Origin of the sequence: Streptomyces laurentii, from assembly GCF_040635425.1 — a bacterium.
Taxonomy (GTDB): domain Bacteria; phylum Actinomycetota; class Actinomycetes; order Streptomycetales; family Streptomycetaceae; genus Streptomyces; species Streptomyces laurentii.
Window position 1 is genome coordinate 25,314 of sequence record NZ_JBEYHT010000017.1, and the last position, 22,476, is coordinate 47,789.

Sequence of the window (22,476 nt, forward strand, 5' to 3'; positions counted from 1 at the left end):
CTGGCGCAGGGAGGGACACCCGGGCCGGGCGAGCGGCTTCTCGCCACATGCGAAGATTCTGGGCGTGAGCGCCATGGATCGCCCTACGGGCCAGCAGACGAAGCACCAGCCGCAGACCTACGACTCCACGTTCCTCAAGGCGTGCCGGCGCGAGGCGGTGCCGCACACGCCGGTCTGGTTCATGCGGCAGGCCGGGCGGTCCCTGCCCGAGTACCTCAAGGTCCGCGAGGGCATCCCCATGCTCGAGTCGTGCATGCGGCCCGAGCTGGTCACCGAGATCACCCTGCAGCCCGTCCGCCGGCACGACGTCGACGCCGCGATCTACTTCAGCGACATCGTCGTCCCGCTCAAGGCCATCGGCATCGACCTCGACATCAAGCCCGGTGTCGGCCCCGTCGTCGACGAGCCGATCCGCACCCGCGCCGACCTGGCCCGGCTGCGCGACCTCACGCCCGAGGACGTCGCGTACGTCACCGAGGCCATCGGCATGCTCACCGCCGAGCTGGGCGCCACCCCGCTCATCGGCTTCGCCGGTGCGCCGTTCACCCTCGCGAGCTACCTCGTCGAGGGCGGCCCGTCCCGCAACCACGAGCACACCAAGGCGCTCATGTACGGCGACCCGCAGCTGTGGGCCGACCTGCTGGACCGCCTCGCCGAGATCACCTCCGCCTTCCTCAAGGTGCAGATCGAGGCCGGCGCCTCCGCCGTCCAGCTCTTCGACTCCTGGGTCGGCGCCCTCGCCCCCGCCGACTACCGCCGCTCGGTGATGCCGGCCTCCACGAAGGTCTTCGACGCGGTCGCCGGGTACGGCGTGCCGCGCATCCACTTCGGTGTCGGTACGGGCGAGCTGCTCGGCCTCATGGGCGAGGCGGGCGCCGACGTGGTCGGCGTCGACTGGCGCGTCCCGCTCGACGAGGCCGCCCGCCGCGTCGGCCCCGGCAAGGCGCTCCAGGGCAACCTCGACCCGGCCGTCCTGTTCTCCTCCCGCGAGGCCGTCGAGGCCAAGACGGACGAGGTCCTGGCCGCGGCCGAGGGCCTGGAGGGCCACATCTTCAACCTCGGTCACGGTGTGCTGCCGACGACCGACCCGGAGGCCCTGACCCGGCTCGTCGACTACGTGCACACGCGTACCGCGCGCTGAGTCGCTGAGTGGGTACGCGCGGCGGGCCGGGGCGAGCAGCCCCTGAGCCCGCCGCCTCGGCCCCGGTGCCTCAGCCCGCCGCCCGTACCGCCGCGACCGCCTTGCGCGCCGCCACCAGGACCGGGTCCCACACCGGCGAGAACGGCGGCGCGTACCCGAGGTCCAGGGCGGTCATCCGCTCCACCGTCATCCCGGCCGTCAGCGCCACCGCCGCGATGTCCACCCGCTTCGCCGCACCCTCGCGGCCCACGATCTGCACCCCGAGCAGCCGTCCCGAACGCCGCTCGGCCAGCATCTTCACCGTCATCGGCGCCGCCCCCGGGTAGTAGCCCGCCCGGCTCGTCGACTCCACGGTCACCGTCACGTACTGGAGCCCCACCGCACGGGCGTCCTTCTCCCGCAGCCCGGTCCGCGCGATCTCCAGGTCGCACACCTTGGACACCGCCGTGCCCACCACGCCCGGGAACGTCGCGTAGTCGCCGCCCACGTTCGAGCCGATGACCTGGCCGTGCTTGTTGGCGTGCGTGCCCAGCGGAATGTGCCGCTCCTTGCCGGACACCAGGTCGAGGACCTCCACGCAGTCGCCGCCCGCCCACACGTTCTCCTGCCCGCGCACCCGCATCGACAGGTCGGTGAGCAGACCCCCGTACGCCCCCAGCGGCAGCCCCGCCGCCCGCGCGAGGGTGGTCTCCGGCACCACGCCCATGCCGAGCACGACCACGTCCGCCGGGAACTCGCCGGTGTCCGTCGTGACCGCCCGCACCCGGCCGTCGTCGCCGGTCAGGATGCCGGTGACCGCCGACGATCCGACCGTACGGATGCCCAGGCCGTCCATCGCGTGATGCACCAGGCGTCCCATGTCGGGGTCGAGCGTGGCCATCGGCTGCTCGCCCCGGTTGAGGACCGTCACCTCGAAGCCGTGGCCGAGCAGCGCCTCCGCCATCTCCACCCCGATGTACCCGGCGCCGACGACCACGGCCCGCCGGCCGCGCGCCCGGGACAGCGACTCGATCAGCGACTGCCCGTCGTCGAGGGTCTGCACGCCGTGCACGCCCGGCGCGTCGATGCCCGGCAGCGGCGGCCGCGACGGGCGGGCGCCCGTCGCGATCACCAGCTTGTCGAAACCGGTCCACGCCTCCGTGCCCGACTCCAGGTCCCGGGTCCGCACCCGCTGACCGGGCAGATCCAGCTCGGTCACCTCGGTCCGCATCCGCAGATCGATGTCCCGGGCGCGGTGCTCCTCCGGGCCGCGCGCGATCAGCGCGTCCCGGACGGGGACGTCACCGCCGACCCAGTACGGGATGCCGCAGGCCGAGTACGAGCTGAAGTGACCGCGCTCGAACGCGACGATCTCCAGCTCCCCGGGCTTCCTCAGCCTGCGCGCCTGTGACGCGGCGGACATGCCCGCCGCGTCCCCGCCGATGACCACAAGGCGTTCGCTCATGGGGCCTTATTCTGCGGGCTCCCCGTCGGGTGCGGGCATGGAGGGTCCGGCCGTGTCGCCGGATCCGGCCGTTCCGGCCGTTCCGGCCGTTCCGGCCGTTCCGGCCGTTCCGGCCGTTCCGGCCGTTCCGGCCGTTCCGGACGTGGCGGCCGGTGCCTGAGGTGCGGCCGGTGCCGGCGATGCGGGTGTTCCGGGCGTGCCGCCCGTCCAGTGCGGCAGCCCGGGGGTGGCGAGCGCCCCGTGCCCGGTCGCCACCGGCGCACGCCGGCGCAGCCGGGGCCGGACCAGCCACCGCCACACCGCGTACCCGACCGCCGCGACCGCCAGCCACGGCGCGAGCGCGGCGAGCACGACGAGGACCCACGTGACGGCGGTGGCCAGCGCGTGCCAGCCGCCGCTCAGGGCGTCGAGGAAGCCGGGCCGGTCGTCGTCCTCGGCGGGGGGCGCGCTGGTCCGTGTCTCGCTCAGCAGGAGCGTGATCGTCGCCAGTGACGTACGGTCCTTCAGTGAGGCCTGCTGGGCGAGCAGCGCCTCCAAGTCGGCCTGCCGCCTGCTCAGTTCGCTCTCCAGGGACACCACGTCGCTCAGCTGCGTCGCCTTGTCCATCAGCTCCCGCACCCGCGCGACGCTCGCTCGCTGGGTCGCGATCCGGCTCTCGACGTCCACCACTTGGTCGGTGACGTCCTTCGCGTCCGCCTTGCGCGACAGCAGCTTGCCGCCACCCGCGAGCTTGGTGAGGACGTCGTCGTAACGGTCCTGCGGGACGCGCAGCACCAGCCGGGACGTGACCAGACTCTCGTCGCTGTAGGAGACCTCGTCGCCGTCGTCGCGTTGCGTCGTCTCGGTCTCGACCCGGCCGCCCGCGTCCGTCGCGGCACGGCGGGCGTCGGCCGCCGCGTTCTCCACGCTGCGGACCCGGACGGACAGTTCGGCGGTACGGATGACGTGCTGTTGCGCCGCCGGGGTACGGGGCGTGCCGCCCTTCCCCTGCGCCGGAGGCTTGGCCGTCAGTCCCGCGCTGGGCCCGTCGGCCCGGTCGGCGGCGGCCCCGCTCCCGGCGGCGTACCCGCGGTCCGCCGCCTTCGCGTCCGCCGACCCGGCGTCGGCGGTGCCGCCTCCGGCGCAGCCCGTCAGGACCAGCGAGGCCGTCAGCAGCGTCGCCGCCGCGCCCGCCCGTACCGTCCCGGCTCTCTTCTTCCCCATGTCCACGTTCCCGTTGCTCATCAAGGCCCCCCAAGGCGATCGTCGGTGTGTCGTGGCGCCTTTTTGACGGAGGGGGCGGGTGTCCGGTTTCGCTTCGGCGGTCGCGATGCGGTCACGGTCAGGCCTCGGATCGGGCGCGCCGAAGCGGTTTGAGAGAGTGGGACCATGAACGCGAACGCGCAGACAACGGACGCACCGGACGTCGTCGTCATCGGCGGCGGCATCGCGGGCCTCGCCGCCGCCCACCGCCTCGTCACGGCCGGTAAGCGGGTCGTCCTCCTCGAAGCGAGCGACCGGGTCGGCGGCAAGCTGCTGGCCGGCGAGATCGCCGGCGCCCCCGTCGATCTCGGCGCCGAATCCCTGCTCGCCCGGCGGCCGGAGGCCGTCGCGCTCGCCGAGCGGGTCGGCCTCGGCGACCGCCTCCAGGCCCCCGCCACCACCACCGCCTCCGTCTGGTCCCGCGGCGCGCTCGTGCCCATGCCCAAGGGCCACGTCATGGGCGTCCCCGGCGACGGCCGGGCCGTCGAGGGCCTGCTGTCCGCCGAGGCCGTGGCGCGCGTCGGCCGCGACCGCGAGCTGCCGCCCACCGAGATCGGCGACGACATCGCCATCGGCGCGTACGTCGCCGAACGGATGGGCCACGAGGTCGTCGACCGGCTCGTCGAACCCCTCCTCGGTGGGGTGTACGCGGGCGACGCCTACCGCATCTCGATGCGCGCCGCCGTCCCCGCGCTGTTCCGCGCCGCCCGTGAGCACGCCACGCTCACCGAGGCCGTACGCGCCGTCCAGCAGGCGGGCGCGGCCGGCCCGAGCGACGCCGCGGGCGGCGGTACGGGCCTCGGCACCGGCCTCGGCGGCTCCGCCTTCGCCGGCATCCGGGGCGGCGTCGGCACGCTCCCCGGCGCGGTCGCCGACGCCGTACGCGCCGCGGGCGGCACGATCCTCACCCGTACCCCGGTCACCGGCCTGCGCCGCACCGGCCCCGACGGCTGGGAGGTCACCACCCCGGACCGGGTCCTCACTCCCGGCGCCGTCGTGCTCGCCACCCCCGCCGGACCCGCGGCCGAGCTGCTCGCCGGTCTCGCGCCCGCCGCGGCGACCGAGCTGAGCGCCGTCGAGTACGCGTCCATGGCCCTGATGACCCTGGCCTTCCGGCGCGCCGACCTGCCCGAGCTGCCCGGCTCCGGCTTCCTCGTCCCGCCGGTCGACGGCCACACCATCAAGGCGTCCACCTTCGCCAGCCAGAAGTGGCAGTGGATCGCCGACGGCGCCCCCGACCTCTTCGTGCTCCGCACCTCCGTCGGCCGCTACGGCGAGGCGGAGCAGGTCGACCGCGAGGACTCCGACCTGGTCGACGTCTCCCTGAAGGACCTGGCCGCCGCCACCGGTCTGGCCGCCCGGCCCGTCGCCTCCACCGTCACCCGCTGGATCGGCGGCCTGCCGCAGTACCCGGTCGGCCACCTGGCCCGGGTCGACCGGATCCGCGCCGCCGTCGCCGGACTGCCCCGGCTGGCCCTCGCGGGCGCCGTCTACGAAGGCGTCGGAATCCCCGCGTGCGTCGCTTCGGGCGAGCGCGCGGCGGACGAGATCATCGCCACGTCGGAAACGGGCGACCCCGGTGCGGGGCACTCTCGGTGAAGGGCGAGAATAGAGCCATGAGTGCGCCCGAAAAGATCCCGAACGCCGGTAAGAAGGCGAAGGACCTCAACGAGGTCATCCGCTACACCCTGTGGTCCGTCTTCAAGCTGCGCGATGTTCTTCCCGAGGATCGGGCCGGCTACGCCGAAGAAGTCCAGGAGCTGTTCGACCAGCTCGCCGCCAAGGACATCACCATCCGCGGCACCTACGACCTCTCCGGGCTGCGCGCCGACGCCGATCTCATGATTTGGTGGCACGCCGAGACGAGCGACGAGCTCCAGGACGCGTACAACCTGTTCCGCCGCACCAAGCTGGGCCGTGCCCTGGAGCCGGTGTGGTCGAACATGGCGCTGCACCGTCCCGCCGAGTTCAACAAGTCGCACATCCCGGCCTTCCTGGCCGACGAGACCGCGCGTAACTACGTGTCGGTGTACCCGTTCGTGCGCTCGTACGACTGGTACGTGCTGCCGGACGAGGACCGTCGCCGGATGCTCGCCGACCACGGCAAGATGGCCCGCGGCTACCCGGACGTGCGCGCCAACACGGTCGCCTCGTTCTCGCTCGGCGACTACGAGTGGATCCTGGCCTTCGAGGCCGACGAGCTGCACCGTATCGTCGACCTCATGCGTCACCTTCGGGGCTCCGAGGCGCGCCTGCACGTCCGCGAGGAGATCCCGTTCTACACCGGCCGGCGCAGGAGCGTCGCCGAGCTGGTGGCGGGCCTGGCCTGAGGCTGACGTCCCCGGGGCCCGACCGGGCCCCGGAGCTCAGTCCTCCGGCATCACCGACCAGGTCACCGTCCGGCGCCCAGCCGGATGGGTGGCCCCTCGACCCGGAAGATCAGACGGCTCGCGGTCCTTCGCGAGCCGCTCCAGCGACACCGGGTCCGGCTCCGGGTGCGGCGCGCATGACGCGCGCCGCACCGGCGTCTTCTGGGCCGTGTACGCGGACGGATCCGCGTGCGGCCCCATCGCGGCCAGAGGTGCCGCCGTCTCGGCCTCCTCCTCCGCGCTCGCCCCGTCGCCGCCCATCGCCTCGTCGGGCACCTCGCCCGTCAGCAGATAGCGCTCCAGATAGCCGTTCACACAGGCGTTGGGGCCGCCTCCGGTGCCGTGCGTCCCGGCACCCCGCTCGGTCACCAGCGCGGAACCCGCCAGCCGGCGGTGGAGTTCGAGCGCCCCCTCGTATGGTGTCGCGGCGTCGCGTTCGGCCGCGAGGATCAGCACCGGCGGCAGCACTCCCGGACCGGTGCGCACGTCCAGCGGTTCCTGGCGCGGCGCGGGCCAGTACGCGCAGGGCAGGTTCGCCCACACGTTGTCCCAGGTCTCGAACGGGGCGCGGCGCGCGAGCCGGGTGTTGTCGTGGTCCCAGACGGCGAAGTCCTCCGGCCACGGGCCGTCGTTGCACTCCACGGCCGTGTAGACGGCGGTCCCGTTCCCCGGATCGGCGTCCTTCGTGTCCTCCGGATCGACGGGGTCGGGAGCGGCCTGGGTCACCAGCGGCTTCGGATCGCCCTTCAGATACGCCCCGAGCGCGCCCGCCCGGGCCGGCCAGAACCGGTCGTCGTACAGTGCCGCGAGCATCGCCCGGTGCAACTGCCCCGGCCCGACCCGGTCGTCCGCCGGATGCGCGGCGAGCCGGGCGCGCACCTTCTCGTAACGGCGGGCGACCTCGGCGGCCGTCGTCCCCAGCCCGTACACCTTGTCGTGCCGGGCCGCCCAGGTACGGAAGTCCTCCCAGCGCTGCTCGAAGGCGAGCGACTGGTCGAGGTTGCTCTCGTACCAGATCTTGCCCGGCGCCGGGTTCACGGGCGCGTCGAAGACCATCCGGCGTACGTGGTGCGGGAACAGCGTCGCGTACAGGGCGCCGAAGTACGTGCCGTACGAGGCGCCCATGAACGTCAGCCGCCGCTCGCCGAGCGCCGCCCGCAGCACCTCCAGGTCGCGGGCGTTGTTGAGCGAGTGGTAGTGCCGCAGGGCCGGGCCGGTGCGCTCCGCGCAGCCCCGCGCGTACGCCTTGGCGCGGGCGATCCGCTCCCGCTTGAAGTCCTCCGGGGGCTCCGACGGCGCGAGCGACGGCCCCTGCTGGCGGTCGGCCGGGGCCTGGCAGGACACCGGCGCGGACCGGGCCACGCCGCGCGGGGCGTAGCCGACCAGGTCGTACGCGGCGGCGATGCGCTTGAAGACGGGCAGTTCGGCGGCGAGCGGGAAGAAGGTGGAGGAGGCGCCGGGGCCGCCCGGGTTGTAGACGAGCGCGCCCTGCCGCTTCGCCTCCGGGCCGGCGGCCCTCACCCGGCTGACCGTCAGCGGGACGCGGGTGCCGTCCGGTTGCGCGTAGTCGAGCGGGACCTCCACGGTCCCGCACTCCACCGGCTCCGGCAGTTTCTCGGCCGCCGGGCACGCCCCGAACCGGATGCCCCGCGCCGCCGCGACCCGCACCGCGACCGCGACGCCCAGGCTTTCGGCGGACGGGGCCGGCCCGCCCGGCGCGGCCGCGGCGGGGGTGGCGACGGCGGCCGGGGTGAGGAGGGCGGACAACAGCAGCGCGACCGGCTTCATGGGGGATCCTTCGAGGAGACCTTCCGGCGGGGGCGGGACAGACGCCTCCCAGGGGGAGGGTTCGCCGCCGGGGCGGCGCTGTAAAGCACCGTCGGCGGGTGTCGCCGCACTGTCCCCGGAACGCCGCACGCGGCGGAAGCGCGGGGAGGGACGCGCGCCCCCGGCGTGCGCTGTTCCGGGCTCTTGGCGTCCGACCTTGACCTTGACACGGTGACAAGCCCTTCACTGGGCCGCAGGAGGTGGCCCACATGACCATGTCGGCATCGGCATCCGTGCCAGAAGAAGACGCCAAGAAGGCGTCCGTGCTCCGGGGGCTGGAGCATCCCGACGCGTCGGTCCGGGTCCGGGCGGCACTGGCGATCGGTTCGCGCCCCGACGCGGGGTACGTCGCGCCGCTGATCGAGCGGTGCCGGGTCGAACCCGACTTCTCCGTACGGGAGACGCTGACCTGGGCACTGACCCGCCACGCGGCCGACGCGACGGTTCCGCCGCTCGTCGCCGAGGTCCGCTCGGACCGGCCGCGGGCGCGGAGCCAGGCACTGCACACGCTGTCCAAGATCGGGGACCGGCGGGCGTGGCCGGTGATCACCCCGGTGCTGCTCGCGGACTCCGACGTCGAGGTGGCCCGCACCGCCTGGCGGGCGGCGGCCGTGCTCGTACCCGAGGGGGAGGAGCGGGCGCTCGCCGTAGAGTTGGCGAAACGGCTGGGGTGGGGAGCGCACGACACGCAACTGAGTCTCAGCCGGGCGCTGATCGCGCTCGGCGAGGTGATGCTGCCGCTCCTGGCGGCGGCGGAGACGGACCCCGATCCCGACGTGCGCGCGCACGCGGGGGCCACGGTGAGGCTGTGGCGCGACCCGGACGCCGGATTCGCCTCGGCCATCGAGGAGGCGAAGCGGGTCGTGGCCCTGGGCGGGCAGGCCGGCGGGGATTCGGGCGCGTCGGGTTCGGGCGCGTCGGGTTCAGGCGAGGGCGAGGGCGAGGGCGAGGCGGAGGGGCGGTAGACGGTGCTGATCGGTGAGGTCGCGCGACGGTCCGGGGTGAGCGCCCGCATGCTGCGGCACTACGAGGCGCTCGGCCTGGTGCGGCCGACCGGCCGTACCGGCTCGGACTACCGGGAGTACTCCGCCGAGAACATCCGGCGGATCTTCCACATCGAGAGCCTGCGGTCCCTCGGCCTGTCGCTGCGCGACGTCGGACGCGCGCTCGACGACCCCGGCTTCGCGCCCGCCGGGCTCGTCGACGACCTCGTCCGCCGTACGCGGGAACGCATCGCGGCGGAGACGGAGCTGCTCACGCGGCTGCGCCGGATCGACGCCGCCGCACCCGAGGACTGGGAGGACGTCCTCCAGATCACCGCGCTGCTCCAGGCGCTGGGCTCGGAGAACCCGAAGGCGCGGCAGCGCGCTGCCCTGTCGGCGGCCGAGGAGGTCCCCGTACCGGTGGAGGCCCTGGTCGAGGCGGTCCTGCGGGAGCCGGACCCGAACGTCGCCGGTGCCCTGCGCTGGGCGCTCGTCCCCGCGGGCGAGGAGGCGGCCGTGCTGCTCGCGCGGGGGCTCGACGCGACGGAGGCCGAGGTACGCGTCCGGGCCGTCCGTTCCCTCGCCGAGATCCCGGGCGACGCGGCGACCGCCCTGCTCCACGACGCCCTCGCGCATCACGACGGGGTGGTGCGCGGGTACGCGGCCCTCGCGCTCGGCGCGCGGGGCGTGGCCGACGCCGTACCGACCCTCGTCGACCTGATCGTCGAGGGCCGCAACGACGTCGACGCCGCCGACGCGCTGGGCGCCCTTGCGCACGAGGCCGCGCCGGCGGAGCGGATCACGGCCGCGCTCGTCGGCCGCCTCGCCGCCGGCACCCCGGAACCCCCGGCGCGCCGGCGGCTCACCCAGGCGCTCGCCGACATCCCCGGGCCCGCGGCCGTCCGCGCGCTCGAAGCGCTGTCCGACGACGAGGACCGGGAAGTGTCCCTGACGGCCACGGCGGTGCTGCGGCTGCGGGACGTACAGACGCGTCCGGGGCCGTGAGCCCGCGCGCGTGAGCCCCAGGTGACTACCGCCTTCTGCCGCCGACCGGCCGCACCGCCGTACGGAGCCGGTGGGCGAGCCGGGCGGCCGGGCCCGGCGGGCGGGTGCCCGCCCGTTCGCGCCACCAGGCGACGAGCAGCCGGCGCGCGGCCGGGTCCTCGGGACGGCCGGAGACCAGCAGTTCCTCGGCGAAGTCGAGGGCGTCGTGCCGGTATCCGTCGGTTATGGGCTGCGTACGGGCGTACGCGAGGAACGCCGGCCGGTAGTCCGCGCCCAGGATTTCCGGCAGTTCCGGCGCCACCTTCGCCACCACGTCGGCCCGCTTGCCCGCGAGCGCCCGGCTCTGCACCCCGAGCCGCCGGACGTCGAACCCCTCGGGCACCGGGGTCCCCGCCACCAGAGCCGAGAGCAGCGCCGTCTCCGCGAGCCCGACCCGCTGCCGGGCGCGCAGGGTGCCGGCCGGGTCGGGCTCGCGCCGGATGGCGTGCGCGACGGGTGTCGCGGCCGGCACGGCCCGAGGGGCGTGGACGGGTACCGCGGGCGGCATCGCACCGCCCGAGACCCGGGCGCCCGCGCCGATCAGCAGCGGCCGCGGGCGTGCCGCGAGCACCGTCGTACGGATCGCGTCGAGTTCGGCGGCCAGCTCCTCGCGCGCGGGGAAGCGGTCGTCCCGTTCGAGCAGGACCCCCGGCGGGGAGACCCGGGAGGCGAGGTCCGCCAGGATGTCGAGGACCGGCCGCGGCACCGGGTGGGCGTGCGTGTCGTGCCACACCCCGTCCCGCTCCAGACCGCCCGCGACGTGCACGTACGCGAGGGCGTCCAGCGGCAGCCCGGACAGGGCCTCGGCCGGGTCCTCGCCCCGGTTGACGTGGTTGGTGTACAGATTGGCGACGTCGATCAGGAGCCGTACCCCCGTACGGTCCACCAGCTCGGTCAGGAACTGCGCCTCCGTCAGCTCCTCGTCCGGCCAGGCGATCAGGGCCGCGATGTTCTCCAGGGCCAGCGGCACCGGCAGCGCGTCCTGCGCGATCCGCACGTTCTCGCACAGCACGTCGAGCGCGTCCCGGGTGCGCGGCACCGGCAGCAGATGGCCCGCCTCCAGCTGCGGCGTCGCGGTCACGGGCCCCCCGGCCCGTACGAACGCCACGTGTTCCGTCACCAGCGGCGCGCCCAGCGCCTCCGCCTTCCGCGCGAGCGCCGCGAGCCGGCCGGCGTCCGGCCGGTCGGCGCCGCCGAGCCCCAGCGACACGCCGTGCGGGACGACGGTCGTCCCCCGCGCCCGCAACCGGGCCAGCGAGTCGGGCAGGTGGTCGACGCAGAGGTTCTCCGCGACCACCTCGACCCAGTCGATCCCGGGCAGCGCCTCGACCGCGTCCGCGATCTCCGGCCGCCACCCGATGCCGACCCCCAGATCCACGTACGCGCGTGCCTTCCCCGATTCCCCCATGCCGTTGTCCCCCTTCTCGGCCGTGCGGTCTCTGAGCTGATGGCCCGGAACCAAACGTTCGAATCCGGATCAAGAGACGTTCAGAGCTTCATTTGAGGTTCGCTGCCGTGTACGGTCCCACAGGCCCCGGCAGCCCCGCCGGGACTCTGCGTCACCCGGTTCTCCGGGTTAGGCGTCGGCCGGTTCTCCGGGTTAGGCGTCGGCCGGTTCTCCGGGTTAGGCGTCGGCCGAGAGGCCCGCGGCCGGGAACTCCGAGATCACGGTGTTCGAGCCCGGGGCGATCTCCGTGAAGCCGGCGTCCCGGACCACCGGGAGGTCGCCCGCCGACAGGCGCGCCCAGCGTTCCGGGGAGGCCGTACGGACGGCGAGCGGGAAGCCGGCCGCGCGCCAGGCCGCGCGGGCCGGGTCCGGCAGGCGCCACCACAGGAGCTGGGCGCCGTGGCCGGCCTGGGCCATCGTCTTGCCCGCCGACATGTCGAGCTTCGGATTCAGCCACAGCACCGCCGCGCCCTCCGGGACGGGGCCCGGCTCGGCCGGGTCGTCGAGGTCGGTGCCCGACACCTGGAGCTTGGCCAGCTCCTTGGGCCAGCCGTCCAGCGGGATCGGCGGGAAGACGTGCACCTCGGCCGGCGCCGGCCTCTCGGTCCCGCCCGCTTCATCCGCCTTGTCCGTCTCATTCGAGCCGTCTCCGGTCGCCGGACCGGTCACGGTGATGCCGGGCAGCCCCGCCGCCTTGCGCCACTCCGCGCCGCGCGCCCGGCGCACCACCTTGCGGATCCGGGCGTCCTGCCAGTCCGTCATGGCCTGCGCCCAGGGCCCCTCGCCGAGCGACCGTTCGTCGGACAGGATCGTCAGGACCGCGCGGGCGGCCGTTTCCAGGGCGTCGGTACGGGCCGGGGGCGCGGCGCGTTCGATCCGTACCACCAAGGGGAGAACGAACTCGGGCTTTTCGTCACTGCTGCTCACCCGGCAAGTCTGCCACCGCGTCCGCCGGGTCCCGCTCCCGGTTTTCTTGTGGGAACCGGCGCTTCCGGGACAGGATGCCTCTCATGAAGAGTGATTTGTTCGCGAGTGAGCACCTCGCCGAGGCCGCCATGGTCCCGGGGATGACCCTGCAGAACGCCAAGTCGGTCAAGTACGCCGTCAATGGCGAGATGCACGCCCGGCAGGGCTCGATGGTCGCGTTCCGGGGGAATCTGCAGTTCGAGCACAAGAGCCAGGGCCTGGGCGGCCTGCTCAAGCGGGCCGTGACCGGCGAGGGCCTGGCGCTGATGGCCGTACGCGGTCAGGGCGAGGCGTGGTTCGCGCACGAGGCGCAGAACTGTTTCATCGTCGAGATCGAGCAGGGCGACTCGCTGACCGTCAACGGCCGCAACGTCCTCTGCTTCGACGCCACCCTCCACTACGAGATCAAGACGGTGAAGGGCGCCGGCATGACCGGCGGCGGCCTGTTCAACAGCCTCTTCACCGGGTACGGCAAGCTCGCCCTGATGTGCGAGGGCACGCCGATCGTCATACCCGTCACGCCGGAGGCGCCGGTCTTCGTCGACACGGACGCCGTCGTCGGCTGGAGCGCCCAGCTCCAGACCTCGCTGCACCGCTCGCAGTCCTTCGGCTCGATGATGCGCGGCGGCTCGGGCGAGGCCGTGCAACTGCGCCTGGACGGCAACGGCTTCGTCGTCGTCCGCCCGAGCGAGGCGACCCCGCAGAAGGCCGCGAACTGACCGTCGTACGGGATCAGCGATGAGGTTCGAGGGCGTCGGACGCCGCTACGGACCGCGCGGGCCGTGGGTGCTGCGCGAGGTGGGCATGGACCTGCCCGCCGGCACCCTCACCCGGGTCACCGGCGCCAACGGCACGGGGAAATCCACCCTGTTACGGCTCGCGGCGGGCCTCGACGCGCCCGGCGAGGGCCGGATCACCGGCCGCCCGGCCCGTACCGCGTACGTCCCCGAACGCTTCCCCGCCGCCCTGCCGCTCACCGCCCTCGGCTACCTCGTCCACCTCGGCCGGATCCAGGGCCTCGACAGGCGTACGGCCCGGCGGCGGGCGGGGGAGTGGCTGGAGCGCTTCGGCGCCGGCGGCTACCGGGACACCCGGCTCGGCGAACTGTCCAAGGGCAGCAGCCAGAAGGTCGCCGTCGCCCAGGCCCTGCTCGCCGCGCCGGGCCTGCTCGTCCTCGACGAGGCGTGGACGGGTCTCGATACGGGGGCCCGCAACGAACTCGACCAGGCGGTGAGGGAACGGACCGCCGCCGGTGGCCGCGTCCTCTTCGTCGACCACGATCCGAGGCGGCTGGCGGGCGAGCCGGACGCCGTGTGGACGGTGGCGGCGGGCCGCGTCACCCGTTTTGACGTCGAACCGCCCGTGGCCGAACTCCGGGTCCACATCACCGCCACTGCCGGCACCGGCGTCCCCGAGGGCTTGCCCACCGCGTACGTACGGCGCGACGGCGACCGACTGACCGTCACCGCGGCCCCCTCCGAATCCGACGCCATCCTGCGCGCCCTGCTCGACGCGGGCTGGCACATCGACACCCTCCGCACCAGCACCCACACGACCGACGACGAGAGTGTCCGCGCATGACGGCGTTGATCCGCTATCAGTCCGCCCTGCTGCTCCGCTCCCAGCGCTGGCTCGCGCCGTTCCTCGTGTACGCGGCCTTCGCCGCCGTCGGCATCCGCCCCGGGGACCCGGTGCTGGACTCCCTCGGGTACGCGGTCGCGGGCCTGGTGCCGGTGACGGCGTGGGTGGTCCGGATCTGCCTCGTCCAGGAGCCGCCCGCCGCCCGCGCCGTCACGGCGACCGCCGCCGGCCGCACCCGTGCCCACCTGGCCACGATCCTCACCGGAGCCCTGGCCGCACTCCTCGTCGGCGTCGTCACGGTCCTCGCCGTCACGGCCCTGGCCGACCGGCGCGGCCTCACCCCGCTCGCGGCGGGGATGGCGGGACTCGTGGCCGCCGCCGTCTGCGTCCTGACCGGCACGACCGTCGGCGCCCTCACCACCCGCCCGCTGATCCAGGCCCGCGGCTGGTCCCTGGCGGCCCTGCTGCTCGGCTCGCTGCTCGCCCTGGTCACCGCGGGCTCCCCGGCCCGCACCACCCTGACGGCCCTGACCACGGCGGCCCGCACGACCCCGGCCACCGCCCCGCACCCCTGGCCGGCCCTCCTCCTCGCCCTCACCCTCACGACGGCCTCCGTGACCCTCGCCTGCCGCGCCACGGCCTGGCGTGCCTGAACGTCCGTTCCGGAGCACACGACGACCGGGGCAGAGCGCGCGATGCGCCCGCCCCGGTCGACGAGGTGTGCGTGGGGACAAGGGGTGCGACCGGGGTCAGTAGCCGACGACGTCCGCGACCTGCTGGGCGTTGCTGACGGCACCCGCCCAGACCCGGATGTCGCTGATCCGGACGGGCACGTGGCTCCCGGCCCAGGCCGTGCCGACGGAGAAGCCCGAACCGACCGTCGCGTTGTAGGCTCTCGGGGTGACCTGCCGGACACCGTCGACATAGAGACTGATGGTTCTCGTCGTGGCGTCGTAGACCCCGGTGAGACCGACTCTGCCCTTCGGGGTGCCGAGCTCCTCACTGGCCACGGAGACGACGGTGCCGTCCGGTGCCGGACGCCCGAAGTGCCAGCGTCCGACGGGGATTTTCTGGAAGATGAGCTCGCCGGTCTCCTCATCGATCACCGGAGGCGTGCTGGTGTCGTCGATCATTCCGACCTTCTCGAACCAGACGGCCCACGAGGACCCGGCAGCTCCCGCCTGCTGGCCGAGAACCCGCGTGCGGGACCCGTTGGGCAGGTCGGAGAGCTTTTCGGTGTCCACCTCCACCGCCGTGGCGACGGTGAAGGAGCCGGTGTCGTCCACGAGCGGGCGCTCGGTCGAGCCGAAGTCGTCCACCCCGTCCAAGCCGATGGTCTCGCCGTTCAGCGAGGTCGCGGACGACAGCGTCAGTGTGTTGCCGTATCCGCTGCTGTCGGGCAGGGAGGAGCCGGTGGCACCGGCCGGGCTGTAGGAGGCGACCAGTTCGACGGAGGCATGGCCACCTTCGCCTGTCAGGCCCGCCTCGGTGGCCACCTCCTGCGGGGACAGCTGGCGCTGCCAGACAGTCGGCTCGTCGATCTCGCCCGGGAAGTGGTCCGTGTACGAACCGGAGTGCTTGGCGCGTCCTATCTGAAGGCCACCGGCCGAGGCCCACAGGGGCGCGGCGATGTCGGTGCTGCCCTGCGGCGCGCCGTTCACGTAGAGGTGAGCCTTCTTCGTGGCGTCGTCCACGACGAGGCCGAGGTGGGTCCACGATCCGGGCTGCGGCGCGTGCAGCGCGTCGACCCGCCGTGTACCGATCCCGCCGTCCGCAGTGTCCTCGTCGGGCAGCCGCACGCACCAGGTGCGGACGTCACCGCAGTAGCCCAGGGAGAAGGCGCTCTGGTGGGAGCCGTCCTGTGCCAGTACCGCGAAGTCCTCGGTACCGGTGGTCTCCGGTCGCGCCCACGCCGTCACGGTGTAGGAGGCCCGGGTGTCGACGACCTGCTCGGCCGTCCATGCCGCGCCCTGGCTCGTACGGGTCAGGGCCAGCGCCTTGTCTTGCGTCTTGGTGCCGTCCTGTGCCGTCAGTTCGCCCTGGCGGCCGTGATCGGTACGGCTCGTGCCGGAGCCGGCGAGGGCCAGGTCGTGCCGAAGGGCGGGGTCGTCCGTGGAACGGTCCACCGCCGCCCCGGACTCTTCGTCGAAGTTCCACTTGCCGACAGGCGCGGATCCCATTTTGACCAGGAACTTCACCGTCGCCGCACCGACCCGGTTCTGGGCGTCCTTGACCCGGACGTCCAGGAGGAAGGTGCCGGACATCGGGGGGAGGACGCCGACGGTGAACGATCCGTCGCTGAAGGCCGTCCAATCGCTCCAGACATCCTCGTAGGAGAACCGGTACTGGTAGTGGGTGCCCGTTCCGTCGACGCCCGTGCCGAAGGTGAACGATCCCGCCTGGTTCGGGCCACCGAGAGCCTCGCACGCGCCGCCCGTGACACACGGGGCGTACACCGAGCTGGACTTCACAACCGGCGACTCGGGGCCCACGAGCTGCCCCTGCCCGTCCTGGCCGGCCGTCACCCGCGACGCCGCCTGGGCGCTGCTCGCCGAGAGTGCGAGCAACGAGGGGGTGCTCACTGTCAGCCCCAAGGCCAAGGCCATGGTCGCGAGCCGCCTCGGCCTGCGGACACGAGGAACGTGCCCACTCTTCATGTTCATGCCCCCACCAAAGAGTCATATGCGCTTCACAGTGCGTACACAATCTGGCATATGACACAGGTCCGCGACAGGGCCCTTCAAGTCCTTTTCACGCTGGTCCCGCTTCGAACGTTCGCGAAGGTCGCATCAGGGCGCCCCGACAGCGGGCGCGCAGGCAGGGCCCGGTACGCTGCCCCGTCAGGAAGGCGTCTCCGGTGAGGGCCGGGGCAGGGCCTCCATGATCCGCGTTCTCGCCGGGCAGCGAGCCCTTCCGCTCCGTCGGCCACCAGCCGGACGGTCCGCTTCCGAAGCGCGGGGCCGAGGCCGGCCCGGCGACCGGGACCGTCATCGGTGTGGACCGGGGCCCGTCGCCCGCTCGCAGAGCGGCCGCCCGAACCGTCACCACCCGAGGAAGCACGTGTCCCAGCTCGCGCCACCGGTCCAGAGTTCCGCTCCCGCGCCGGCCGCTCCACCCGAGCGCGCCGCGTACTTCGACAACGCGAAGCTGCTGGCCGTCGTCCTCGTGGTGTGCGGTCATTTCTGGGAGCCGTTGATCGACCAGCCGGGGCAGCGTGTCGCGAAGGCGCTGTACCTGCTCGTCTACGCGTTCCATATGCCCGCGTTCATTCTCATATCGGGCTACTTCTCGCGCAGTTTCACCGCTCAGCCCCGGCAGATGCGGCGACTGGTGAGCGGCGTCCTGGTCCCCTTCCTCGTGTGGGGAATCCTCCTCGCGTATTTCACCGGCGCGGTCAACGACAAGCCGGTCTCGATCCAGCCGCTCACGCCGGTCTGGGTCACCTGGTTCCTGATAGCCCTCTTCCTCTGGCGCCTCTCCGTGCCGCTCTGGCGGAATCTGCGTGCCCCGGTGACCGTGGCGACCCTCGTCTTCCTGGCCGCAGGCGCCTTCTCTCTCGGCGCCCAGCTGTCCGTCACCCGTGTCCTGCAGTTCCTCCCGTACTTCGTGCTCGGCCTCACCCTGGACCCCCGGCACCTCGCCTGGCTGCGTGAGACCCGATGGGTCAAGGGCGCCGCGGTCGCCGTCTTCGTCGTCGCCGGCGCGGCGGCCTACAAGGTCGCGCCCGACCTGGAGGCCGTATGGCTCTACCGGAGCAAGGGAGCCCCCGAGCTCCACATCGGCTACACCCGGTGGGCCCTCGAAGCCGGGATCATCTTCGTCGCCGGCCTCGTCCTCACCGCCGCGTTCCTGGCCCTCGTCCCGGCCCGCCGCGCCTGGTTCACCTCGCTCGGCGCGGGCACCATGGGCGCCTTCCTGCTGCACGCCTTCATCCGCCAGGGCGCGTTCGCGGCGGGCTTCTTCGACCACCCCTTCGTCCGCGGCCTGCCCGGCCTGGCGGCACTCACCGTCCTCTGCGTCGCCCTCTCTCTGCTGCTGTGCACGCGACCGGTCCAATTCCTGCTGCGCCCGCTGGTCGAGCCCCGCTTGAACTGGCTCTTCCGCCCGGAGGAGTCGACTTGCGTCACCGGGTCCCACCGGCGGAAGTAACGCATTCTCTGTGACCTGCATCACGTTGCGGTGCAGGGAATTCCGTTTCACCTCGTGATCTTGTCCCGGTAGTTCCGGATATGGCGAGATGTCACGCACCGTCAATGTGACGAAGGGTGTTGACGCAGTCACACTGGCGCGCTTTTTATGCCCCCGTACATCTGTAACTGAGGGATGGGACCCTCGTGCGTTCGAAACGTGTGCGTTGGAGACCTGTCCGCAGAGTGAGCAAGGCTGCGGCAGTTCTTTTTCTTGTGACTGCCGTATCACTCTCGGGGGAAGCTTCCTGGGTGGACAGTGCACCGGAGGGGCCCGCGGTGTCGGCAGGCGGCGACGAGTCCCGGGAGGTTGATTCACCGGAGGCCGTGGATACACCGGAGAGCCTTGCCGTCGAGCAAGCCAAGAAGACCGATAAGACCGTCGATGTCCCGTCGATACGCACCGAATTCAGTGAGGTGACCGCGCATTCGGACGGGGTGCTGGAATCGGTGACGCACACACAGCCGGTTCGTGTCCGGAAGGCTGGCGGTTGGGCGGAGGCCGACACGGCACTCCGCTCGGTGGTGCGCTGCAAGGTTCGGCGGATGGTGGCGGTGCCCGCGGAGAGGTCGAGGCCGACGGCGCTCTCCGCCCCGGACTTTGCGAGGGCGAGCTCCGACAGCGCCCGCCTCGGGACTTCGTTCAGCGGCTCATCAGTTCCGACACGCGGACGAAGCGGTAGCCCTTCGCGCGCAGCTCCGGGACGATGCGGCGGATCGCCTCCTCCGTGACCGGTGCCGCGCTGCGCGTGCAGTGCATGACGACCAGGGAGCCCGGCTTCACTCCGGACAGGACCTCGTCGGCGACCGCGTCCGCGTCCGTGGCGAAGGCGTCGCCGCTCACCACGTCCCACTGCACGGCGGTGACCCGGGCCGGGGCGAGGGCGCGGCGGGCCGCGTCGTCGTAGCAGCCGCCGGGGAAGCGGAAGTACGGCACGACATGGGTGACCCCGGCGTCGCGGAAGGCGTCGAAGGCGCGCTGGACGTCGGTCGCCATCTCGGTCCGCTCGACGGTCGGCAGGCCGTAGCAGGGGGTCGAGAAGGCGTAGTGGCTGAAGGAGTGGTTGGCGACCTCGAAGAGCGGGTCGTTGCCGATGGACTTCGCCTGGTCCGGGTACTCCTGCGCCCAGCGGCCCGTCATGAACACGGTGGCGTCCACCTTGAGGCGGCGCAGGGTCGCGATGAGCTGCGGGTTGTCGAAGTGCTCGCCGCCTGCCGCGCGCGGTCCCTGGTCGGCGGTCATGTCGGCGTCGAAGGTGAGGGCGACGACCTTCTCGGCGCTCTTGGCCCGGTGGGTGTAGACGGGGGTGAGTCCGCCGGCCGCCGGGGGGAGGGTGGGGGGTGCCTTGCGGACGGATTCGGCCGGCCGGCTCGCCGGGTGGTCCGGGGCGGGGCGGGCTCCCGCGGCGCTGGCGCTGACTTCAGGGACAGCGGCCTTCGGGGGAGTGGACGGGCCGGTCGCGCTCCCGCCTCCAGCGCAGCCGACAAGAAAGGCGCCAAAAAGGGCAATCGACGCAACTCTTCGTGCAGAAATGGTCACCTGGGGAAATTAGCTGATTATGCGGTGAGTAGCCGTCTCCGGCACTCCGTGACGTCGAAGTCCCCCCTCGGATACTGCGGATCCAACTCCTCCAGATGCTCCAGGAGCAGGGAGCTGATCGCCCAGTTGCGGTACCACTTGCGGTCCGCCGGGACCAGATACCAGGGCGTACGGTCGGTCGCGCACCGCTCCAGGGCGATCTCGTACGCCTCCTGGTACGCGGGCCACAGCGCGCGGTCGTCGATGTCGCCGGGGTTGAACTTCCAGTGTTTGTCGGGGTCGTCCAGCCGTTCGAGCAGGCGGGCCCGCTGCTCCTCGTGGGACAGGTGCAGGAAGACCTTCACGAGGGTCACGCCCTCGTCGGCCAGGGCCTGCTCGAAGCGGGCGATCTGGCCGTAGCGGTCCTCGATCACGGGCGGCGTCGCGAGCTCGCGGACGCGCGCGACGAGGACGTCCTCGTAGTGCGAACGGTCGAAGACGCCGATCTCACCGGGCAGGGGAACGGCCTGGGCGACCCGCCACAGGAAGGGGTGTTCGCTCTCCTCCGGAGTCGGAGCCTTGAAGGCCCGGATGCGGCAGCCGGACGGGTTGAAGTGCCCGGCGACATGCTTGACTGTGCCGCCCTTGCCGCTGGTGTCCATGCCCTGGAGGACCAGCAGCAGCCGGCGCCGGTCACCCGCCGTGCTCGACGCGAACAGCCGCTCCTGGAGCGCGGCGAGCCGGGGTGCCAGCGCCTCGGTGGCGGCGAGACCGACCGCCTTGCTCTGGGGTGCCCAGGTGCCGCCGGGGGTCCCGCCGGTGTCGTACGCGGAGAGGTCGACCCGCTCGCCCAGCGGGACCCGCAGCAGCTCCCGTACCGACGGCCGCTCGCCCCCGCCGGGCCCGTTCATCTTCTTCGGCACCGTGTCACCCCTTCCCGGCCGCCCGCCCGGCGGCCTCCCCCCGATCGTGCGCGTCCAGTGCCGGGGCCACCATCGTGAACGCCCGGTCGAGCAGCTCCAGCGGGTCCCTCTCCGCGTCGCTGTCGCTCCACAGTTCCAGTGTCGTATGGAAGGCGACCAGTGCCGTCCCCGCCGCCAGTCGCGGATACGGATCGGCCGCCGGATCGAGCCCCCGGCGGCCGGCCAGCTCCTCCGCCAGCGTCTCGCGCCACGCCGCCTGGAGCTCCAGGAAGCGGGCGAGGAGGGCGGGCGTACGGAGGATCAGCCGGACCACGCGCAGCGCGCGGGCCGCGTGCTCGGGGTGCCGGTCGGTGCAGGCGGCCAGCGGTACGGCGACCGCGTGCCGCAGTGAAACGGACGGCGCCTCCCCGGCCGGCCGGGCGGCGAGGGCCGCCCGGATGTCGCCGCCCATCCCGGACAGGAACTGGACGACCACGTCCTCCTTGGACGCGAAGTAGCGGAAGAACGTCCGCTTCGACACCCCGGCCGACGCCGCGATCTCGTCCACCGTCACCGCGTCGAACCCCTTCAGGGCCAGCAGCTGGAGCGCCGCCTCGGTCAGCTCGGTGGCCACCAGCAGCCGCTTGCGCTCGGCCAGACTCATCGGCCCAGAGGCAGAGGCGGAGGCAGAGGCGGAGAAGGGGGAGGGGGAGGGGACGGAAGGGGGTGTCATGGTGCCGATCCTAGACCTGTCGCCGACACCGAATGTAAAACTTGACACCAAGTGACACCAACGGCAGCGTGTGTCGCATGGGTAAATCTTCGAGCGTCCCCGCGGCCATCCCCGGTCTGACCGGACGCCGCTTCGTCGTCACCGGCGCCAACAGCGGTCTCGGCCTCGCCACCACCCGGGCCCTCGCCCGCCATGGCGCCCACGTCGTCCTCGCCGTACGCGACGAGGCGAAGGGCCGCGCCGCCGTCCGCGCACTCGCCGACGAGATCCCGGGAGCGGCCGCCCGGCTCGATGTCCAGCGGCTCGATCTGGCCGATCTCGACTCGGTACGGGAGTGCGCGGCGGCCCTGGGCGCCGAGTACCCGGGCCTCGACGTGCTCGTCAACAACGCGGGCCTGATGGCGCCCCCGTACACCCGCAGCGCCCAGGGCCACGAGTTGCAGTTCGCCGTGAACCACCTCGGCCACTTCGCGCTCACCGGGCTGCTGCTCGACCGGCTCGTCGCCGGGAGCGCACCCCGCGTGGTCACGGTCAGCTCGGTCCAGCACCGCAAGGGCGGCATCCACTTCGACGCCCTGGAGGGCGGGGGTCGCCCCCGCGACTACTCGCCGATGGGCTGGTACAACCAGTCGAAACTCGCCAACGCCGTCTTCGGCCACGAACTCCACCGCCGTCTGACCGCCGCCGGAAACCCCGTACGCAGCCTGCTCGCGCACCCCGGCTACGCCGCCACGCACCTCCAGGCCGAGACCCCGGTCGCCGCCATACGCCTGCTTTTCGGCCGGATCCTCGGTCCGCTGTTCGCCCAGTCGTCCGAGACCGGTGCCTTCTCGCAGCTGCACGCGGCGACCGCGCCGGACGCCGGGAGCGGCGCGTTCTTCGGCCCGGGCGGACCGGGCGAGCTGCGGGGAGCGCCGAAGCGGGTCGCGCTCGCGCCGGCGGCGACGGATCCGGAGACGGGCCGCCGCCTGTGGGAGCTGTCGGAGAGGCTGACGGGGGTGGGCTACCCGCTCGGGTGACGCGGCGGGTCGGGGCGGGGTCGCGGCGCGGGGCGTCGAGGGGGGACGCCGGTGGTCGTCGCCCTCCGCCGG

The 22,476-nt window shown here is 73.1% G+C and carries 19 protein-coding genes; 10 read left to right on the plus strand and 9 right to left on the minus strand.

Annotated elements, in window-relative coordinates:
* Positions 1-64 precede the first annotated feature (64 nt).
* A complete protein-coding gene (gene hemE, locus ABZ693_RS13575; RefSeq protein ID WP_435842413.1) occupies positions 65-1,141 on the plus strand; it encodes a uroporphyrinogen decarboxylase in 1,077 nt (358 codons plus the stop codon).
* Positions 1,142-1,211: 70 nt separating this feature from the next.
* On the opposite strand, the gene ABZ693_RS13580 is transcribed toward hemE, so the two are convergent.
* Entirely contained in the window at positions 1,212-2,585 is a 1,374-nt protein-coding gene (locus ABZ693_RS13580) for an FAD-dependent oxidoreductase (protein WP_359876057.1), read from the minus strand.
* 6 nt (positions 2,586-2,591) lie between these two features.
* Complete coding sequence (locus ABZ693_RS13585) at positions 2,592-3,788, minus strand: DUF4349 domain-containing protein (protein ID WP_359876059.1); 1,197 nt, start codon at positions 3,786-3,788, stop codon at positions 2,592-2,594.
* A gap of 165 nt (positions 3,789-3,953) precedes the next feature.
* Here ABZ693_RS13585 and hemG point away from each other — a divergent pair, with 165 nt between their 5' ends.
* Together hemG and hemQ are read left to right on the plus strand one after the other, a co-directional pair.
* Positions 3,954-5,426: a protoporphyrinogen oxidase gene (gene hemG / locus ABZ693_RS13590; protein WP_359876061.1), complete on the plus strand. Its 1,473-nt coding sequence runs from the start codon at positions 3,954-3,956 to the stop codon at positions 5,424-5,426.
* A gap of 17 nt (positions 5,427-5,443) precedes the next feature.
* Positions 5,444-6,157 (plus strand): hydrogen peroxide-dependent heme synthase, encoded by a 714-nt coding sequence (gene hemQ, locus ABZ693_RS13595; RefSeq protein ID WP_359876063.1) that lies wholly within the window; start codon positions 5,444-5,446, stop codon positions 6,155-6,157.
* Positions 6,158-6,193: 36 nt separating this feature from the next.
* Here hemQ and ABZ693_RS13600 read toward each other — a convergent pair whose 3' ends face one another.
* Positions 6,194-7,984, minus strand: a complete 1,791-nt coding sequence (locus tag ABZ693_RS13600; protein ID WP_359876065.1) for an alpha/beta hydrolase — start codon at positions 7,982-7,984, stop codon at positions 6,194-6,196.
* 248 nt (positions 7,985-8,232) lie between these two features.
* Here ABZ693_RS13600 and ABZ693_RS13605 point away from each other — a divergent pair, with 248 nt between their 5' ends.
* Positions 8,233-8,988 carry a HEAT repeat domain-containing protein gene (locus ABZ693_RS13605; RefSeq protein WP_359876066.1) on the plus strand — a complete coding sequence of 252 codons (756 nt, stop codon included), beginning with the start codon at positions 8,233-8,235 and terminating at the stop codon, positions 8,986-8,988.
* Positions 8,989-8,991: 3 nt separating this feature from the next.
* Positions 8,992-10,011: a HEAT repeat domain-containing protein gene (locus ABZ693_RS13610; RefSeq protein WP_359876067.1), complete on the plus strand. Its 1,020-nt coding sequence runs from the start codon at positions 8,992-8,994 to the stop codon at positions 10,009-10,011.
* A gap of 25 nt (positions 10,012-10,036) precedes the next feature.
* Here the strand turns inward: ABZ693_RS13610 and ABZ693_RS13615 are convergent, their stop codons facing one another.
* Together ABZ693_RS13615 and ABZ693_RS13620 are read right to left on the minus strand one after the other, a co-directional pair.
* Complete coding sequence (locus ABZ693_RS13615; RefSeq protein WP_359876069.1) at positions 10,037-11,458, minus strand: multinuclear nonheme iron-dependent oxidase; 1,422 nt, start codon at positions 11,456-11,458, stop codon at positions 10,037-10,039.
* 216 nt (positions 11,459-11,674) lie between these two features.
* The gene (locus ABZ693_RS13620) at positions 11,675-12,424 is read right to left on the minus strand and encodes a peptidyl-tRNA hydrolase (RefSeq protein ID WP_359876070.1); all 750 of its coding nucleotides are present in this window, start codon (positions 12,422-12,424) and stop codon (positions 11,675-11,677) included.
* Positions 12,425-12,507: 83 nt separating this feature from the next.
* On the opposite strand from ABZ693_RS13620, the gene ABZ693_RS13625 reads away from it, so the two are divergent.
* From ABZ693_RS13625 to ABZ693_RS13635, 3 genes are read left to right on the plus strand one after another with little or no spacing between them, the layout of a single operon-like run.
* The gene (locus ABZ693_RS13625; protein ID WP_359876072.1) at positions 12,508-13,182 is read left to right on the plus strand and encodes an AIM24 family protein; all 675 of its coding nucleotides are present in this window, start codon (positions 12,508-12,510) and stop codon (positions 13,180-13,182) included.
* A gap of 19 nt (positions 13,183-13,201) precedes the next feature.
* The gene (locus ABZ693_RS13630; RefSeq protein WP_359876074.1) at positions 13,202-14,044 is read left to right on the plus strand and encodes an ATP-binding cassette domain-containing protein; all 843 of its coding nucleotides are present in this window, start codon (positions 13,202-13,204) and stop codon (positions 14,042-14,044) included.
* Positions 14,041-14,697: an ABC transporter gene (locus ABZ693_RS13635; RefSeq protein ID WP_359876076.1), complete on the plus strand. Its 657-nt coding sequence runs from the start codon at positions 14,041-14,043 to the stop codon at positions 14,695-14,697. The genes ABZ693_RS13630 and ABZ693_RS13635 overlap by 4 nt, the downstream gene beginning before the upstream one ends.
* Positions 14,698-14,793: 96 nt before the next feature.
* Here ABZ693_RS13635 and ABZ693_RS13640 read toward each other — a convergent pair whose 3' ends face one another.
* Positions 14,794-16,650: a laminin G domain-containing protein gene (locus ABZ693_RS13640; protein ID WP_359876078.1), complete on the minus strand. Its 1,857-nt coding sequence runs from the start codon at positions 16,648-16,650 to the stop codon at positions 14,794-14,796.
* A 454-nt stretch (positions 16,651-17,104) separates the two neighbouring features.
* Here ABZ693_RS13640 and ABZ693_RS13645 point away from each other — a divergent pair, with 454 nt between their 5' ends.
* The gene (locus ABZ693_RS13645; protein WP_359876080.1) at positions 17,105-18,193 is read left to right on the plus strand and encodes an acyltransferase family protein; all 1,089 of its coding nucleotides are present in this window, start codon (positions 17,105-17,107) and stop codon (positions 18,191-18,193) included.
* Between the two features lie 681 nt (positions 18,194-18,874).
* On the opposite strand, the gene ABZ693_RS13650 is transcribed toward ABZ693_RS13645, so the two are convergent.
* The 3 genes from ABZ693_RS13650 to ABZ693_RS13660 are packed head-to-tail and all read right to left on the minus strand — an operon-like array spanning position 18,875 to position 21,316.
* Positions 18,875-19,765, minus strand: coding sequence for a polysaccharide deacetylase family protein (locus tag ABZ693_RS13650; protein ID WP_435842419.1), 891 nt, complete (start codon positions 19,763-19,765; stop codon positions 18,875-18,877).
* 23 nt (positions 19,766-19,788) lie between these two features.
* Positions 19,789-20,661, minus strand: a complete 873-nt coding sequence (locus tag ABZ693_RS13655) for a PPK2 family polyphosphate kinase (protein WP_359876193.1) — start codon at positions 20,659-20,661, stop codon at positions 19,789-19,791.
* 16 nt (positions 20,662-20,677) lie between these two features.
* On the minus strand, positions 20,678-21,316 hold the full coding sequence (locus ABZ693_RS13660) for a TetR family transcriptional regulator (RefSeq protein WP_359876084.1): 639 nt from the start codon (positions 21,314-21,316) through the stop codon (positions 20,678-20,680).
* Positions 21,317-21,462: 146 nt separating this feature from the next.
* On the opposite strand from ABZ693_RS13660, the gene ABZ693_RS13665 reads away from it, so the two are divergent.
* The gene (locus ABZ693_RS13665; RefSeq protein ID WP_359876086.1) at positions 21,463-22,404 is read left to right on the plus strand and encodes an oxidoreductase; all 942 of its coding nucleotides are present in this window, start codon (positions 21,463-21,465) and stop codon (positions 22,402-22,404) included.
* Positions 22,405-22,476 lie beyond the last annotated feature (72 nt).

Excerpts from the sequence above, each read along its gene's own strand:
- ABZ693_RS13580 (WP_359876057.1), bottom strand. The coding sequence starts at position 2,585 with ATGAGCGAACGCCTTGTGGTCATCGGCGGGGACGCGGCGGGCATGTCC.
- ABZ693_RS13585 (WP_359876059.1), bottom strand. The coding sequence starts at position 3,788 with ATGGGGAAGAAGAGAGCCGGGACGGTACGGGCGGGCGCGGCGGCGACG.
- hemG (WP_359876061.1), top strand. The coding sequence starts at position 3,954 with ATGAACGCGAACGCGCAGACAACGGACGCACCGGACGTCGTCGTCATC.
- hemQ (WP_359876063.1), top strand. The coding sequence starts at position 5,444 with ATGAGTGCGCCCGAAAAGATCCCGAACGCCGGTAAGAAGGCGAAGGAC.
- ABZ693_RS13600 (WP_359876065.1), bottom strand. The coding sequence starts at position 7,984 with ATGAAGCCGGTCGCGCTGCTGTTGTCCGCCCTCCTCACCCCGGCCGCC.
- ABZ693_RS13605 (WP_359876066.1), top strand. The coding sequence starts at position 8,233 with ATGACCATGTCGGCATCGGCATCCGTGCCAGAAGAAGACGCCAAGAAG.
- ABZ693_RS13615 (WP_359876069.1), bottom strand. The coding sequence starts at position 11,458 with ATGGGGGAATCGGGGAAGGCACGCGCGTACGTGGATCTGGGGGTCGGC.
- ABZ693_RS13625 (WP_359876072.1), top strand. The coding sequence starts at position 12,508 with ATGAAGAGTGATTTGTTCGCGAGTGAGCACCTCGCCGAGGCCGCCATG.
- ABZ693_RS13630 (WP_359876074.1), top strand. The coding sequence starts at position 13,202 with ATGAGGTTCGAGGGCGTCGGACGCCGCTACGGACCGCGCGGGCCGTGG.
- ABZ693_RS13635 (WP_359876076.1), top strand. The coding sequence starts at position 14,041 with ATGACGGCGTTGATCCGCTATCAGTCCGCCCTGCTGCTCCGCTCCCAG.
- ABZ693_RS13640 (WP_359876078.1), bottom strand. The coding sequence starts at position 16,650 with ATGGCCTTGGCCTTGGGGCTGACAGTGAGCACCCCCTCGTTGCTCGCA.
- ABZ693_RS13655 (WP_359876193.1), bottom strand. The coding sequence starts at position 20,661 with ATGAACGGGCCCGGCGGGGGCGAGCGGCCGTCGGTACGGGAGCTGCTG.
- ABZ693_RS13660 (WP_359876084.1), bottom strand. The coding sequence starts at position 21,316 with ATGAGTCTGGCCGAGCGCAAGCGGCTGCTGGTGGCCACCGAGCTGACC.
- ABZ693_RS13665 (WP_359876086.1), top strand. The coding sequence starts at position 21,463 with ATGGGTAAATCTTCGAGCGTCCCCGCGGCCATCCCCGGTCTGACCGGA.